14 protein-coding genes are annotated in these 15,615 nt (G+C 55.5%); 7 read left to right on the top strand and 7 right to left on the bottom strand.

The features are described from left to right. The first annotated feature begins 16 nt into the window (after positions 1-16). A complete protein-coding gene (locus ACZA91_RS05865) occupies positions 17-637 on the top strand; it encodes a phosphoribosyltransferase (RefSeq protein ID WP_463185228.1) in 621 nt (206 codons plus the stop codon). Between the two features lie 365 nt (positions 638-1,002). After that, positions 1,003-1,677, top strand: a complete 675-nt coding sequence (locus tag ACZA91_RS05860) for a hypothetical protein (protein ID WP_190530916.1) — start codon at positions 1,003-1,005, stop codon at positions 1,675-1,677. 193 nt (positions 1,678-1,870) lie between these two features. Here the strand turns inward: ACZA91_RS05860 and ACZA91_RS05855 are convergent, their stop codons facing one another. Then, positions 1,871-2,221, bottom strand: coding sequence for a DUF565 domain-containing protein (locus ACZA91_RS05855; RefSeq protein ID WP_099534799.1), 351 nt, complete (start codon positions 2,219-2,221; stop codon positions 1,871-1,873). A gap of 763 nt (positions 2,222-2,984) precedes the next feature. Here ACZA91_RS05855 and ACZA91_RS05850 point away from each other — a divergent pair. The 3 genes from ACZA91_RS05850 (at position 2,985) to ACZA91_RS05840 (ending at position 9,086) form a co-directional block, all read left to right on the top strand. Then, entirely contained in the window at positions 2,985-4,412 is a 1,428-nt protein-coding gene (locus ACZA91_RS05850; RefSeq protein WP_463185226.1) for an LCP family protein, read from the top strand. Between the two features lie 64 nt (positions 4,413-4,476). Beyond that, on the top strand, positions 4,477-6,225 hold the full coding sequence (locus ACZA91_RS05845) for a phospholipid carrier-dependent glycosyltransferase (RefSeq protein WP_463185223.1): 1,749 nt from the start codon (positions 4,477-4,479) through the stop codon (positions 6,223-6,225). Positions 6,226-6,572: 347 nt separating this feature from the next. Then, on the top strand, positions 6,573-9,086 hold the full coding sequence (locus tag ACZA91_RS05840; RefSeq protein WP_190354357.1) for an adenylate/guanylate cyclase domain-containing protein: 2,514 nt from the start codon (positions 6,573-6,575) through the stop codon (positions 9,084-9,086). A 121-nt stretch (positions 9,087-9,207) separates the two neighbouring features. On the opposite strand, the gene ACZA91_RS05835 is transcribed toward ACZA91_RS05840, so the two are convergent. The 5 genes from ACZA91_RS05835 to ACZA91_RS05815 all read right to left on the bottom strand — a co-directional run bounded on the left by ACZA91_RS05835 (position 9,208) and on the right by ACZA91_RS05815 (position 11,994). Further along, positions 9,208-9,591 (bottom strand): transposase family protein, encoded by a 384-nt coding sequence (locus ACZA91_RS05835; protein ID WP_463185222.1) that lies wholly within the window; start codon positions 9,589-9,591, stop codon positions 9,208-9,210. 11 nt (positions 9,592-9,602) lie between these two features. Beyond that, a complete protein-coding gene (locus tag ACZA91_RS05830) occupies positions 9,603-9,875 on the bottom strand; it encodes a helix-turn-helix domain-containing protein (RefSeq protein WP_463185220.1) in 273 nt (90 codons plus the stop codon). 228 nt (positions 9,876-10,103) lie between these two features. Further along, positions 10,104-10,943: a diaminopimelate epimerase gene (dapF, locus tag ACZA91_RS05825; RefSeq protein ID WP_463185219.1), complete on the bottom strand. Its 840-nt coding sequence runs from the start codon at positions 10,941-10,943 to the stop codon at positions 10,104-10,106. Positions 10,944-11,149: 206 nt separating this feature from the next. Next, on the bottom strand, positions 11,150-11,569 hold the full coding sequence (locus tag ACZA91_RS05820; protein ID WP_463185217.1) for a transposase: 420 nt from the start codon (positions 11,567-11,569) through the stop codon (positions 11,150-11,152). 29 nt (positions 11,570-11,598) lie between these two features. After that, on the bottom strand, positions 11,599-11,994 hold the full coding sequence (locus ACZA91_RS05815) for a helix-turn-helix domain-containing protein (protein ID WP_463185216.1): 396 nt from the start codon (positions 11,992-11,994) through the stop codon (positions 11,599-11,601). 91 nt (positions 11,995-12,085) lie between these two features. On the opposite strand from ACZA91_RS05815, the gene ACZA91_RS05810 reads away from it, so the two are divergent. Further along, a complete protein-coding gene (locus ACZA91_RS05810; protein WP_190354359.1) occupies positions 12,086-12,748 on the top strand; it encodes a hypothetical protein in 663 nt (220 codons plus the stop codon). A 519-nt stretch (positions 12,749-13,267) separates the two neighbouring features. Here ACZA91_RS05810 and ACZA91_RS05805 read toward each other — a convergent pair. After that, entirely contained in the window at positions 13,268-13,597 is a 330-nt protein-coding gene (locus tag ACZA91_RS05805; protein ID WP_099534815.1) for a DUF3155 domain-containing protein, read from the bottom strand. 455 nt (positions 13,598-14,052) lie between these two features. On the opposite strand from ACZA91_RS05805, the gene ACZA91_RS05800 reads away from it, so the two are divergent. Beyond that, positions 14,053-15,603 (top strand): sensor histidine kinase, encoded by a 1,551-nt coding sequence (locus ACZA91_RS05800; protein WP_463185211.1) that lies wholly within the window; start codon positions 14,053-14,055, stop codon positions 15,601-15,603. Positions 15,604-15,615: the final 12 nt, after the last annotated feature.

The following is a 15,615-nucleotide window of genomic DNA, read 5'->3' as shown; positions in this document are numbered from 1 at the left end:
CCTGGATATGGTTGCCATGCCCTCTGATTCGCCCTGCAATTCCCAAGCCCCATCCCCGATCGCCCCTGGAACCCCGATCGAGACTGAAACACCCAAGCGGCAATTACGGATAGAAAATAACGATCTAAGTAGTGATTTATACATCTCATGGGAGGACTATCACCGGGTGATCGAACGGTTAGCCTGTTCAGTGCATCAATCGGGCTGGGCATTTGACCAAATTGTCTGTTTAGCCCGTGGGGGCCTGCGAGTGGGTGATATTTTCTCGCGCCTGTTTCACAAACCCTTAGCCATTCTGTTTGCCAGTTCCTATGCCGGAGAGTTGGGGCGGGAACGGGGGCAGCTCAAATTTGCCCAAAGCTTGGCCATGACGGGCGATCGCCTGGGGCCGAGGGTGTTGGTGGTGGATGATTTGGCCGACTCGGGAGCAACCCTGAAGGCTTCGATTCAGTGGCTGCGCGATCGCTACGATCTCAGCGACCTGCGCACGGCCGTGATTTGGTACAAGGGCTGTTCATCAATCGCCCCGGATTATTACGACTGTTATTTACCCCATAATCCCTGGATTCATCAGCCATTTGAGCGCTATGACGTGATGGAACTGGCTGAGCTTGCTTGCTCGATCGAGGCAGATTAATCAAAGTTAACGACAATTCATGGGGCGATCGCATGACCGGGGGGCACTATTGGGGCATGTTACGCTTGAGGCGGAGCCTGAAATCTCGAAAATTCTCCGTAATTACTCGGATGACAAATCCAGTGCCATAATATTCTGAACATGACCAGATTCAACGATGGCAACCCCCTAGGGGGCTAAACCCCACTGAACCCTCCGTTAACTCTGTAATAACGTGGATGGTCAGTTCCGTTGTTCCGTTGCAATCCAGTTCCTTTCCTTCTCTGGTGGTTCCCGAATTCGGCTTTTGCGGAGGGACGCATCTGGATTCTGCCCTGCCATGATCGCGCTCCCGCTTGTATCCCTTGTCGTAGTAGAGGTTGGCTATGGAGAATCAACCGTCTCCCAGCACAGATCGATCGGTCTCAGGACAGCCAGCAGCGCGGCCCCGGTCGATCGGCCTTAAGCCCCTGGGTCAATACCTTGTGGAGGCGGGTTTGCTCGCGCCCGCTCAAGTCACGGTTGCTCTGAATGATCAGAGTGTGACGGGGTTGCGGTTTGGGGAAATTTTGTCGAAACGGGGTTGGGTTCGCGAGCAAACCATCGAATATTTCATGGACAAAGTGATCGAGCCGGAACGTCGATCGCTCCGTCAGTCCATGGCTGTGGCAACCCAGCGCACCAGTGCCGCCCGGGCCGCCGCGCCCGCCAGTCCCCACCGCAAAGGGTTTGTGCGATCGGCCTCGACCTCGGTGGAACCTAACAAGCGGCCCCCGGCTCCCCCATCCGCCAGAATGCCGATTGCTGTGTCTGATCCGGCGGGCAGTTTCCGCACCGATGATGCTAGTTTGCGCCACCGCAAGCATTACGGCCCCACCAGCGCAAAAACCACGGCGGGCTTAACTCCACCACCGCCGCCGCCGCCTTCCTTTCCACCACCGCCGCCCCCACCCGATCGCCCCCGCGATGGTGAGGAGTCCCCGGAAATTACCACCTGTAATGGTGTGTCTGCGTCCGACGATTTTCGAGACGCGGCTGAGAATTTGGTCTGGATTGGCTAGCAAGTCGCTCAAGGTGAGTTAGAGCGCGACTAGGAATCATGAGGGCGTTTGGGTAGTGCCCTAATTTAGGCACGATCAGCTCGTGAAAGCCTTGCAATGTCAGCGCTCACTCGCTGTCAATCATCACCTCACAGGCACTCCCCAACTTCAGACCATCCGCCCCAGCAGGGCGGGGCTTTTTTCCTGTTTGGGGTTAGCTTCCCAATTTGAAAGCCTCTAAGAACAGGCCGTAAACCATTCCTAATTTCAGTAAATTCAAAACCGACAGCCACAGGGGCGATCGCCCGTTGAAATCTGTAGCCCGAGCATTCCAGCGGCGATAGACCACAATGCTCACCACCTCGCAGAACACCGCCAAAATGCCCGCCATGGACAAGTCCCAGGCGGCTTCCTGGCCCGCTGTGGTGATCAAGGCGGAAGCCCCAAAGAACCCCACCAACACCGCCAAACACTGTACAGAAGTGCGCCGCCAAGGATTTTGGAGCCATCCTCCTAATCCCCGGGCGATCGCGCCTAGGAGGTTGTTGAGCCTGGTATCTTGCACGGTTTCAACGCCAGCTTCAATAGTGTTAACGCCGGTTCAATTCAATATTGCATCTCAATATCGCATTCCAATATCGCATCTCAGCATCGCCTCAACAGCGCCTTAACATCGAATCGCCACCAACTCGCCATCGAATTGCCACCAAGTCGCTACTAAATCAAGACTCAAACAAGACCCGCTAGCAGTTAGGTTCCGAGCTTGGCGGCTGCCAACGATCTGCAATCACGAGCTGGCCAACCTTACCCCAAACAAATCTGGGGCCGATCCTGGACTGATTCCCAACCCATCCTGAGCAGCCCTGAAAAGAGCTGAGATCTAGGAATGGGATTTGGGAATGATGATCGGGAACCGCTTGGGGAATCGCATTTTCGGCTGAACTCTCAGTCAAAGCTAGTTAAATCCTGCTAAAAAGTTCCGGCGAATTTTTGCTTAGTCTTCTCCGGATGATCCACCGCGATCGCACCAAAACGCCGCTAAAATGACGGCAGTTTTGCGCACCCATCCCCGATGATTGCGCTACGGCAGTTGCACCTAGTGGTTTTCCCCGCCGATGCGGCCGGGTCGCTGTGCTCTGCTTTCCATGGTCAGAACGGTCAGATTGGTGTCTGGGCAGCCACCCCACACCGCACTCCCAGCGGTTCTCAGAGCCTCATCAAGTGGAGATCGCCCTGCCAGAGCCACCTGAGTGCCCCTGCCCGATCGCCCATTCAGTGCGCTACTCTCTCATCAACTCTCCGCCCTTGACCCCCTTTTGAGGAATTCCGTGTCCACTCGCCATTCCAACCGCGCCTCCTCACCCTTGACCGATCGACATCCCCAAACCAACGCTACCGATATGTCTCGCTCCCCAGCGCCGCAACCCAAGCCTCGGGCCAATCGCTTCCGCTGGTTCTGGTTGTTGTTTAGCCTCTTGGGCGTGGCCACCATCTCCGCAACCACGGGGGCGTTGCTGGCCGTTTCCCTCAGTTCCCCCAGCCTCAGTCAGCGGGAATTGAGCAAAGAGGAAAAGGCGGTTTTTGGGAACAATCAACCCATTTCCAGCCTGGGTCTGCAACTGCCGCAGCTCACCCGGCCGGTCAATATTTTGGTGCTGGGGATTAAGGTCATTACCTCCGACGTGGATGATAGCCTGAGTCGCAAGTATGGCTACCATGCGCTGGTGAACTCCTTTGAGGGTCTGTCGGACACGATGTTTTTGGTGCGGTTTGACCCCAGCCAGAAAAAACTATCGGTGCTGTCGATTCCTCGGGATACGCGGGCTTGGGTGGATGGCCTGGGGATGACCAAAATTAATGCTGCTAACAGTCGTGGGGGGCCGGCCCTGAGCGCCAAGGCGGTGAGCGAGCTGCTGGGGGGTGTGCCGATCGACCGCTACATGCGGATTAATGTCCAAGGGGTGGAAAAGCTGCTGGATGCTTTGGGGGGCTTAACGGTCTATGTTCCCCGTGACATGAAGTATCAAGACGACAGCCAACACCTTTACATCAATCTGAAACAGGGACGGCAACACCTGAATGGGGAACAGGCGCTGGCGTTTTTGCGGTTCCGCCACGATGAGTATGGAGACATTGGCCGGGTCCAGCGCCAGCAGATGGCCATGCGCAGCCTGAAGGAACAGGCCCTGAACCCCACCACGCTGCTGAAGTTACCGGATATTTTGTCGGTGATTCGGGAGAATTTGGACACCAACCTCAGCATGGAGGAGATTGTGGCGCTGGCGGGCTTTGCCACCCAGGTCGATCGCCAAAATGTGCAAATGCTAGTGACTCCGGGGGATTACGGAGATATTGCCCGTTACGGCACGAGCTATTGGTTGCCCTACCCGAATCAGATTCGGGACATGATGGCTAAGCATTTTGAACATGGGGTCGGTTCTGGCGACAGTCGATCGATGTCGCAGGTGCGTGTGGCGGTGCAGGATGCCAGCGGCAATCCGGAGGCCGCCAGGGCGGTGGCGCAGCAATTAGAATCCATGGGCTATCGCCAAACGTTTGTGGCGCGGTCTTGGAAGGAAACGATCAGCACGACGCGGGTGATTGCCCAAAATGGGGATGCGGATACGGCGGAACAGGTGAAGGCGGCGATCGGGCGGGGTGATGTGCGGGTGGATAGCTCGGGCATTTTGGGATCCGACGTGACGATTCAAATCGGCAGCGACTGGCAAGGCACGGGTTCCAACGCAAATCCTTAAGCGTCCGTTCGCGGGGCCTCGCAATTGCGGCCGCTGCAATGGCCCTTAAAATGGCCTTTTTTCCATGGGTTTTGTCATGGCTGATGTGCGATCGCCCCTAGACCACTCACCACACCAGGAAGCTCAAGCCGATCGGGGGGATTTTCCAAGATCTTCCAGGTTGCGATGGGACTGGGAATCCCATTGGTGGTGGATTCTGGGGGCGATCGTGCTGGCGGGGGCGATCGTTCGATTTTGGCACTTGGGCCACCTGAACACCTTGGTGTTTGATGAGGTTTACTTTGCCCAGTTCGCCCGCGATTACTTGGTGGGCAAACCTGTTGAAGATGGCCATCCCCCCCTCAGTAAGTATCTGATTGCGATCGGGATTGCCATCAGTGAGCATTTTCAGTGGGGGCGCGACAACACCAACCAAGCAACCGGTTCCCTGCTAGCCACGGTCAGCTATCGCTGGCTGAATGCGCTGGTGGGATCTTTGATGCCGTTGGTGGTGGCCTGGTTGGCTTGGTTAATTTCCGGGCGGCGGCTGTTGGCCCTGGTGGCGGCGGGGGCGATCGCCCTGGATGGGCTGTTTTTGGTGGAATCCCGCTATGGGTTAAACAATGTTTACCTGGTGATCTTTGGCCTGTTGGGTCACTGTGGCTGGCTGATGGCGGCGCGGGCCATGGCCGGGCGATCGCGTTATCACTGGCAGGTGTGGGCCTGGCTGGCGGTGGCGGGCTTGGGGTTTGGTTGCACAGCCAGTGTGAAGTGGAATGGCTTGGCCTTTTTGGTGGGGGCTTGGGGCAGTTGGGCCCTGTGGCGAGTTTGGCATTGGCTCGATCGCCCTGGTTTCACGACCCGGCAATCAACCGAGCCGATCGAGAATGCCGAACCACCCGCGAGCATTGAAAACAGCCCCAGTTCCCGCACGGGCCGATCGGCCGCAAATCCCTTAACACTCCTTCAGCGCTTCAGTCCGATCCAAATGGGATTGATGTTGGGGCTGCTGCCGTTGGTGATTTATTGGCTGCTGTGGATTCCCCATGCCCAAATGAATCCCGGCAAAAGTATTTGGGAGTTTAACCAAGACTTGTTGCGCTACCACCATCGGGTTGGGGGTGATGATGCCCATCCCTACTGTTCCCGTTGGTTCACTTGGCCCCTGCTGTTGCGCCCGATCGCCTATTTCTATGCCCGCACCAGCGGCCCCAACGCCCCGATCGATTATCAAAACCCGATCCCCAAGGATCTCCCGGCCGGCACGCCAACGGTTTATGACGTACATGCCCTGGGAAATCCACTGCTTTGGTGGCTGACGGCGGGGGCGTTGGTTGTGGCCCTGTGGTGGTTGGGGCGGTGCTGGTGGCGTTCGATCGCGCAACCGGCCGCTTTGGCGAACCCCTTGGTCAGCACCGATTATTTGGAAAGTCCCGTGGTGCGGTTGGGATCCCACCGCTGGCAATTGCGACTGATGTGGGAACGATCGGGCGCGATCGGGGCCGCCGCGCGATCGCCTGAAGTTTTGATGTTGACCTATTGCCTGGTGAACTACGGGGCGAACTGGCTGCCCTGGGCCAAGGTCTCTCGTTGCACCTTTCTCTACCACTACATGGGAGCGTTTGTGTTTTCGAGCTTGGTCTTGGCTTGGCTGCTCGATCGGCTCTGGCAATCCCGCTCCGATCGCCCCCTCTCGATCGCCGCCATGATTTTGATTGGGCTGTCTTTTCTGTTTTGGCTTCCCGTTTATTTGGGTTGGCCCCTCACCCCCTTTGACTGGCAACTGCGGATTTGGGGAATTGAGGGTGTGCGCTGGTTGCCTTACTGGATTTAACGATCTTTGGGTGGGCCGCAGCGGGTCGATCGGGTCGATCATGATCAACCGTCGCGCCGCAGGAAGTCACAAGCTGCGCCTGGGTGTATCACCCCACAAGTTCCCCCGAGAATGCCAGAATCAAACCACCGTCCTCAACGATTCTGATGCCTGCGCGAAGGCTGCAACCCAGACTCGTTCAAGTCTCGGCACGTTTTTCATTTTTCATCGGAGCACTTTCGTCGGCTGCTGCAATTTGCTGCGCCGGTTTCTCTCAGCCGCAACAAATTGCAACATGGAAACCCAAGCGAGGCCTGGTTTTCCATTCCTGATCCTGACCATGCCCCACCCGCACCGTTAGACACCCTATGAAACTCGTGCAACCCATCCAGTCGATCCCGAAGCGGTTCCGACAACTACGCTTGCGCTGGTTGGTCGTACCGCTTGTCCTGCAAGTGGCCGGGGCCGTTGGACTCACGGGATGGCTCTCACTGCGAAATGGCCAGCGGGCCGTGAATGACCTCGCGGCCAGGCTCAGTGGCGAAATTGCGGCCAAGGTGGAACAGCATGTGCAGGGGTATTTGGGCACATCCGAGCTGTTTTTGCGCATTGATGCTGCATCCGTGGCGGCGGGCAACCTCAACCTCAACGACTTCGCCGCCCTTCAGCGCTACTTTTGGCATCAGGTACACATCACACCGGAGGTCTCCACCCTCTACTACGGCAACGCGGAGGGCAATTTTTTGCAGGTTGAGCGCGGCAACCCTTCCACAGTCTCCGTGCGAACAACGGCCACGGCTCCCAACTGGAGAATTTACACCCTGAATAAGCAGGGCCAGCGCGATCGCTTCGTTAGCTCCCGGCCCTACGACCCCCGCAAACGCCCTTGGTATCGGGCTGCTGTGGCTCGGGGGGGCTTGGCCTGGTCGCCCATTTATGTGTTCACGGAGCCGCCGGTTTTGGGCATTACTCCGGCCTTGCCCGTTTACACCAGCAACCCCAGTACGGTGACCGCCAGTGGCACACCGCTGACCACGGAAACACTCAAGGGTGTGCTGGCGATCGACCTTCCCTTGGAGCAGCTTTCCACTTTTTTACGGGGTCTGAAGGTAGGGCGAACCGGAGAAATGTTTATTGTGGAGCGGTTGACCGGGGCCCTCGTGGCCACGTCATCCGAGGAACCCCTGTTCTTGCGGGATGCCCAAAACCAACCCCAGCGGCTGAAACCGGAGGAGAGCCGCGATCCTCGAATTCGGGCAGCGGGTGAGTTTTTGCGGGAGCGCTTTGGCACCTATCGCCAGGTCAGCAAGCGATATCAGGGCATTGTGCGACCGAAGGGGAGCGATCGTGTCTTCATCGATGTGTTGCCCCTGGAAAATGACTATGGACTTGACTGGGTGACCGTGACGGTTGTCCCCGAGCGGGATTTCACATCCCAAATCCAGGAAAATACCCGCATCACCGCTCTGCTCTGTTTGGGCGCTTTAGGCTTGGCCGTCTTAATGGCGATCGCCACCACACGCTGGATTGTGGATCCCGTCAGTCGCATCAGCCGGGCCGCCGAAGCGATCGCTGAGGGTAATTTAAATCAGACCGCCGCCGCCAGCCCAATTCTGGAGGTCGATCGCCTGGCCGAGTCCTTTAACCGCATGGCCTTTCAGTTGCGGCAGGCCTTCGCCGCCTGGGAGGAAGCCAACCAAAATCTAGAGCTGAAGGTACAACAACGCACCGCCGCCCTCACCCTTTCGGAAGCCAAGCTGCAAGAAAAGGAACGATATTTGCGGCTAATCCTCGACAGCATTCCCCAACATGTGTTTTGGAAAGATACCGATCTGGTCTTTCAGGGTTGCAACAAAAACTGGGCAGAAGCGGCGGGGCTGGAAAACCCTGAAGCGGTGATTGGGCTAACGGATTTTGACCTGGTGCGAGATCCAGAGGCAGCGGAGGCCTTTCGGGAGCAAGATCGTCGGGTGATTGAGAGCGATCGACCCGTTTGGCACGCGATCGCCCCCAAGCAAAAACCGGGAGCCACGGGCGAAACCATTTGGCTAGATATCAGCAAAATTCCGATTCACGACAATCAACGCCGCGTGATTGGGTTGTTGGGGGTGGTGGAAGATATCACCTTACGCAAACAGGCCGAAGAAGCCCTGCGCCGGGAACAGGAAAAATCAGAGCGATTGCTGTTGAACATCCTGCCCCGCACCGTGGCCGATCGCCTAAAGCAAAATGTGCAGCCCGATGGATCTACGGAATCGGAACCGATCGCCCAACATTTTGAAGAAGTCAGCATTCTGTTTGCGGACATCGTGGGTTTCACGCCCCTTTCGTCCCAACTGCCCCCGATCGATCTGGTGACCTGGTTGAACCGCATCTTTTCCCAGTTTGACCACCTGGCAGAACGCCATCACCTGGAAAAAATCAAAACCCTCGGAGATGCCTACATGGTGGCGGCTGGGTTGCCCCTGCCCATGGAAGATCCCACCGCAGCCATGGCCAACATGGCGCTGGATATGCAGCGGGTGATTCACGGCTTTCAGGATGAGTTTCAGCAAACCTTGGGGCGATCGCTGGAAATTCGCATTGGCATGAACACCGGGCCCGTAATTGCCGGTGTAATTGGCATTCGCAAGTTTATCTATGACCTTTGGGGCGATACGGTCAATATTGCCAGTCGCATGGAGTCCCAGGGCTTGGCCAGCCGAATTCAGGTGACCGAAACGGTGTATCAGGCCCTACGCGATCGCTATGAGTTTGAATCCCGAGGCGAGATTGATGTGAAGGGCCGCGGCCCCATGCGCACCTATTGGCTCACGGGTCGCCAAACCACCGCCGTTGTGGATGTGGTGGCCGCTGCGATCGACGCTGGCCCAGAGTTTTAGCGCACGCCCGCTTCAGAAAATCCTCATTACAGCGGCTTGCATGACTACAAGGGACAATAGCAGCAGTGGGTAAAATAATTTCTACGAATTTCCTCTGTGTTCAATAGACCTCTTGCACGAATCAAATTGGATGTGTTGCCTGGTAGTTGAGCAACCCGGCCAGCAGATGAAGCCTCAAGCCAAAACAGCGACGACGATTGCGATAGCGTCCTGAGAAGATCCGAAATCGCTTCAAACGACGAATGGCGTGCTCAATCCGAATGCGCACCGCCGCCAACGCCCGATTGCAAGCTTTTTCCACTTCGGGCAGGCACTTTCGAGGCGGTTTTCGTTTCGGGAGAATCGTAGCCTCATGGTCACGAGCAAGTCCTTGGTATCCACTATCCGCTAGACACAGCCGGTCTGGGGCTAAGCGAAAAGCACTCTCGCGCCAGAGTCGCAGGTCATGGGTGCGACCTCGACCCACCGTCACGGCTAGGAATTGACCAGAGCGCCAATCAATCACCAATTACCCTTTCAGCTTGTGCCGCTTTTGCTTACCGCTGTAGTAAGCACGCTGTTTTTTTGGGGGCGTTCAATGGCGACTTCGGTCACATCCAGCACCACTACTGACTCATCCGCTTCGGGGTCTAAGAGACGGCGTTTGCCGGGCAATGCAAACCGACCACTGTTGACCAAGACAGTTTCCACGCGGTTGATGATGCGACAGACGGTGGCTTCTGAGACCCCGAAGTCGAGACCGATATGGAATTGGGTGCGATACTCGCGCCAGTATTGCAGGGTCAGCAAGAGCTGATTCTCGACGCTGAGACTATTTTGTCCCCCTCGTTTCCCACTCCGGTCTAGCGCGGGACGAAGAACTTCCAGCATGGCTTGGAAGGTGGAACGACTAAAGCCACAGGCCCGGCGGAACTGTGATGGGGGTAGCGAGGCGAGGCTTTCGTAGAGCATCTCCCGAGGGTGGTGACAGCGACTTTCCACACCGCTATTCTATTCGTGCAAGAGGTCTATTGGCTATTAATACTCGAATATCTCCCCCGACATCAATCCTTCAGCCACTTTAGTAACAGCACCTGTCATCGTCACCATAAAATCATTGCTAATCTCTATTAGAATTTGTCCTCCTTGCATCTGGACTACAATAGTTGAATCGCACAAGCCCAGCCTGTAAGCAACTGCTGCTGCTGCACTGCTACTACTACCAGATGCTAAGGTGTAACCTGCGCCTCTCTCCCAAATCTCGATTTGAATATTTTTGCGATCAAGAATCTTCATAAACTGAACATTGGTACGGTTTGGAAAGTAAGGATGAACCTCTAGCAAAGAGCCATATTGCTTTGCCATTGAGGGTTTTACTTCGGGCAAGCAGATGACACAGTGCGGGTTACCAACCGTAGCAGCACAAAAGGTAAAAGTCTGATCAGCAACAGTGATACTTTCTCCTAAAACTTCTCTGGAGTGACCCTCTACAGGAATTTCTTCACTTTGGAAGCTTACAGATCCCATTTCTACTTGAACACTTTTACCTGACTCAATAACCCGTGCTCTGACTCGTCCACCAAGTGTACTAATACTAAATTCCTCTTCTTCAACAAGCTGATGATCCCACAAATAGCGAGCAAATATTCTCAGTCCGTTTCCGCTCTTCTCTGCCTCGCTGCCATCCGGGTTAAAAATCCGCAACCCAAATCTTGCATCATTGGATTGTAGCGGACCAAACAAAATTCCGTCTGAGCCAAGTCCAAAATTTCGATGGCAAATGCGCTCAATTTTTTCTGGAGTTAGTTCAAATGCTAAATCTTGAGGATCGATGACTAGATAATCATTTCCTAGGGCGTGGTATTTAGAGTATTGCATCTGGAAGGCTTAACGAATTTTTGAGAGATCTATTATATAGGAAATCTGTAGACTAGGTTGCGTATAATTCAACCTAACTCGATCAATGCAACCCTTGTCAAGGCTAGAGATTTTGGGCATCGGTTTAACCTGTGAGATGATCTTTTGTCAATTACAGCATCTTGCATGACTACAAGGGGCAATAACAGCAGTGGGTAAAATAATTTCTACGAATTTCCTCTGTGTTCAATAGCATCCCCAATTTCAGCAGTTTCTCTACTGCTTCTTCCCATTTTGGTCTGTACCTTCTCACAATAGGTTACCTTCCCTCCTTTTGCCTTAATTAATTCCGTCACCCCTTCTACTTTATGCGCTCTCAGGTTATCCATCACTACTACTGCTCCTTCCCATAGTTTTGGTGCTAATTCTGTCTCAATAAACTCTTTAAATAATTCCCCATTCAGCGATTTGGGCAGGGCTTTTAGACTCAGTACGCCTTTGATACTCATTGCACCGATGTAGTGCAGTCTTTTCCCTCGATAGACACAACCAAAATCATAGGCTCTTGTCCCCGCCTCGCTTCTAGCCATGTCTCGCATGATTCCCAGTAATATTCCCATTTCATCTAAAAACACCAAATTTTCCATCTTCTCTGCCAAAATTACCGATCAGTAGTCTACTCTCTGCTGTCGTACTTCTTCCGTACTTGCCTTACTGCTCCTTTTTGTTTTTTTCGGGTGAGTCGCAGTTGCTGGAGGAATCGGCACATCGTGCTCTCATGGATATCCATACCCGTCCTTTCTCGCCAGAGTTCACAATATTCGGACAGCGTATAATCAGGATGGTCTTTGACCATGGCTCTGGCTTCTTCATCTTTCCCTTGCAGTTGACTTGGTTTACCGCCGCTCGCTTTTTGGGGAGTAATGGAACCCGTTTCCCGCTTTCTTTTGAGAATCTGATGCACTGCGTTTTTGCTGACTTGAAAACGTTCTGCTAGTTTCCGGATAGAAGTGCCTCCGCCTTCATAAGTGGTGACGATCCGCTCTCTGATGTCTTGCGATAAAGCTGGCATAGAGTTCCCCTTGATTTTTATCCTCTTTGTTGTCCCTTATAGTTACGCAAACCGCTGTAGAAAATCCTCATTATTGGTTGATTAACCCCTGGTGATCGCTCCTCTGGGCCCGATCGAGGCCGAATTGGTGATCCTGACTTTCCCCCAACGGCCGCGAAGTAATCAGTTGGCGGATTCGATCGCCCGATCGAGTCCTTCCGTTGGCACTCACAGTCTTCCGTTGGAGAAGTTGGTTATGGCTTGCAAATGGACTTGCGCAGTGATGGGTTCGATCGCCCTTTTGGTCACCACCGCCACCCTGGCCCCCTTGCCCGCCCGGGCAGAAATGCCGGAAGTGGTGTGGATGGTGGGGCCCGCTGAAAATGTGGAAATTGTGACCGGCGAGATTCAAGATTTGGTGGGCGATCGGGTGCGACTGTTGCTGACCGATGGTTCCACGCGCTTGGTGGGCATTACCCAGCTCGATCGCACCCGACTGGGCCTCGATCCGGGAGATCAAATCACCTTGGCCTTGGTCGATGGTCGTTTCTTTGCCCAAGCCGTTGCCCTGGGAAACGATGCCCTCGTGATTCGCAATGGCTCCATTCAACTGGCCAATGCTGACAGCGCCTACGTCAGCACCAGTCAAGCCAGCGTGACCACGACCACCACCGTGCAACAACGCACCGTACAACGCAGCGGCCAACAAACCACTGTTCAACAAACCACCGTCACCCCCGATCGCCCCGCACAACCAATTCGCGGCATGTGGTAACTGCTGATTTGTTGATGAACCCATTGACGAGCCGATTTTTCCGTTCCTTGCTGTTCCAGGTTGCCTAGCTCAAAAGAACAGCACAGCCCTAGAACCCCACACCTGCAAACCCATAAAAAACCAGCAACGCCCACTGATCAGCGGACTGATCGCGGACGTTGCTGGATTTTTTTGAATTGGAAGCACCCAGGGCCGCACAAGGCCATCGCGCAAGAAGCGATCGCGCTTAGGCCCGTCGTTAGTCGGCTATTGAGCTTTTTGCTAATGAGAGATTGATGTGTCAACTGTGATGCACTCGATCGTCCACTGGCGCTGCGATGTAGGAGTCGATCGCCAAGGGAAGGTCAACGGTCATCACCCACCAATCAATAACAAATCACCAATTAATCCACGTTTCCGTGCATCCATCCCCCAAGACAATTTGCACCTTAACTTCGCCCGAATTGCAGAGCAGCCACGACCTCAAACGTCTGATTTCAGGCTCCACACAACGCGGGTTTCAGTTTTGTTGCCATGGACTTAGCGGGCCGCAGCGGCCACCATTCCCAAAGCAGGCACATCCCCTTCTTGATCGCCCCAGAGCCGAAGACTCGGGAACAGGAAGTGGTTTTCTTCAACGTATTGCGCTCCGAACAACCCTTTTTCGGCCCAAAAGTAGCGATCCGTGGTGTGTTCGTTGCGCTTCACCAACACCAAAGCGGGGGGATGAATTCCCTCTGCCTTAATGAATTTGCGAGCGGCCGTGACCGGCTTATCTTCGCCACATTCGATGCTATACTGTGGCACATTCTCAAGAATCCGTCGCCCTTCTTGCCGCCGACGGCTCTTGCGCTTGCGTCTCCTTGCCAACCTCCTTACCTCCCGTGCCAAGATAAGTGTAGTGACGGTTACAAAAGCCGTGCAAAGTATATCGCCTTTGCGCCAAAATTTCAACTTGTTTTAATTGATCGACATGGATTCAATTACAATTGTTTATTCTGTCGATTTCTTAGCAGTTTCATTTTGAGTGCTGGCCCATCCAGAAACCTAGAGACCGCCTGGATTTTGCACAATTGCCGCCCCAGGTTCTTGCGATCCCTCGCGGCTTTTTAATGGTTTTTAATCAGTTTAGATGGAGCAATTTGAATAGAAGCGGTTTGAGATAGCTCCAGCTTAAGGAGTTCTCAAGCCTTGGGGAGAGCAACGCCGTAATTCTTCACAAAGCCGGCGATCGCCCCATGCGGGAAACCGGGCGCGGCCGCTCCCCAATCCCTGGCAACCGCGAATGTTCCCCGATGGAGGCCCCCAGGGGGGAGTGGCGAGCAATGGCGAGTTCAACCTTTTTGGCCCTGTGCCAAGCGCAGTTGGCCTTGATGGCGGAAACGCTGCACCTGGGACGGGGTGTGGTGTATTTGGCGCAGGATTGGTCGGGAACGGCGGAACCGGCTTGGATGCCGGTGTTGGAATATCCGGCTCGGGCCAAGACGCAGTTTTTGGGGGAAGCGGGAACGGGCCGATCGCGCAGTCGGGGCCGATCGCGGTTGCTGTCGGGATCGGGCCCTTGGGCAGCGGCTCCGGCGGAGATCACCTCTGCGATCGCGCCCGAGGCCGAGGTTAGTCACCAAGCGGGCGATCGGCCGGACGTGCTGGACTTCTCGATCGCGCCGGAAGCAATTCCCCCGGCGGCCAACCAGATCACGGATGCTGACCATTCAGCCTCTGCCCGTTCCACCAATTCCCATTCAGCCAATTCCCATTCAGCCGTTGACCCCGCGTTGAATCCCCTATTCAATCCCCAACCCCACCCAGGCCGATTGGTGCTGCCCTTGGCCCGAGGGGGGATGATGTTGGGGCTGTTGGTGCTCGATCGCCCTAAACCTTGGACTCCCAAGGATCGCCAGCAGGCGGGGCGGGTGGCGGTGACCTTGGCGGCGGCCTGCGAACTCGATCGCCGCAATCAACTGTTGGAGGCGGCCTATCGCCAACAACAGACCACGCAACAGCGCCAGGCGGAATTACTACACAATTGGCTGCACCAGTTTCGCAATCCCCTGACGGCCATTCGGACGTTTGGCAAGTTGGTGCTGAAGCGGTTGGGCGGCGAGGATCGATCGCGCCCACATCTGGAAAGCTTGCTGCGGGAGGGCGATCGACTCCAAGGGATGTTGACGGACTTTAGCCAAGTGATTGATACGCCGGACTGGACAGGGGCAGCGGCCCCCAGTGCCGACCAGCATTCACCGTCGGAGTTGCCCGCCCCCGCCGAAAACAGGGCGGCCCTGCTGTTGCCGGGAGTGACAATCGCCCCTTGGCCAGTCGAGGCCTTGGTGATGGATGCGATTGCGGCGGCGGAAGCGGTGGCGATCGAACGCGGGCGATCGTTTCAAATGTCGTTACCCGCCGATTTGCCGCCGGTTTTGGCCGATGGCACGGCTTGGCGAGAGGTGTTTAGCAATTTGCTGGATAACGCCATCAAATACGCCTGCGATCGGGGTCGGGTGCAGGTGCTGGCCCGGGTCGCCGCTTGGCAAGATGCGCCCGCGGCCGGTTGGGGTCTGGCACTGGTGGTCAGCAATCAGGGCGACAATATCCCGCCAGCGGACTTGGAGCGGCTGTTTCAGCGCGGTTTTCGGGGAATTCAGGCCGCCAGCCCGATTCCAGGCACGGGGTTGGGTTTGGCGATCGCCCGTCAGTTGATGATGCAGATGGGCGGCCGCTTGGAACTGTTTAGCCCCCCGATCGCCCTACCTGCTCGGTTGCGGTTGCGAGAAACCCCCGATCGACTCCTTCCCCCGATCGCTCAGGGAACGATGGCTGTGGCTTGGTTGCCCCTGGCGGAAACGAATTCACCGTCTCCTGAATTAACCTCTGAGTGAATCCCTGAATAA

Source organism: Limnothrix sp. CMB-01, assembly GCF_055193175.1.
The sequence above is the reverse complement of the archived record's forward strand: the minus strand, read 5'-3'. Positions and strand labels throughout refer to the sequence as shown.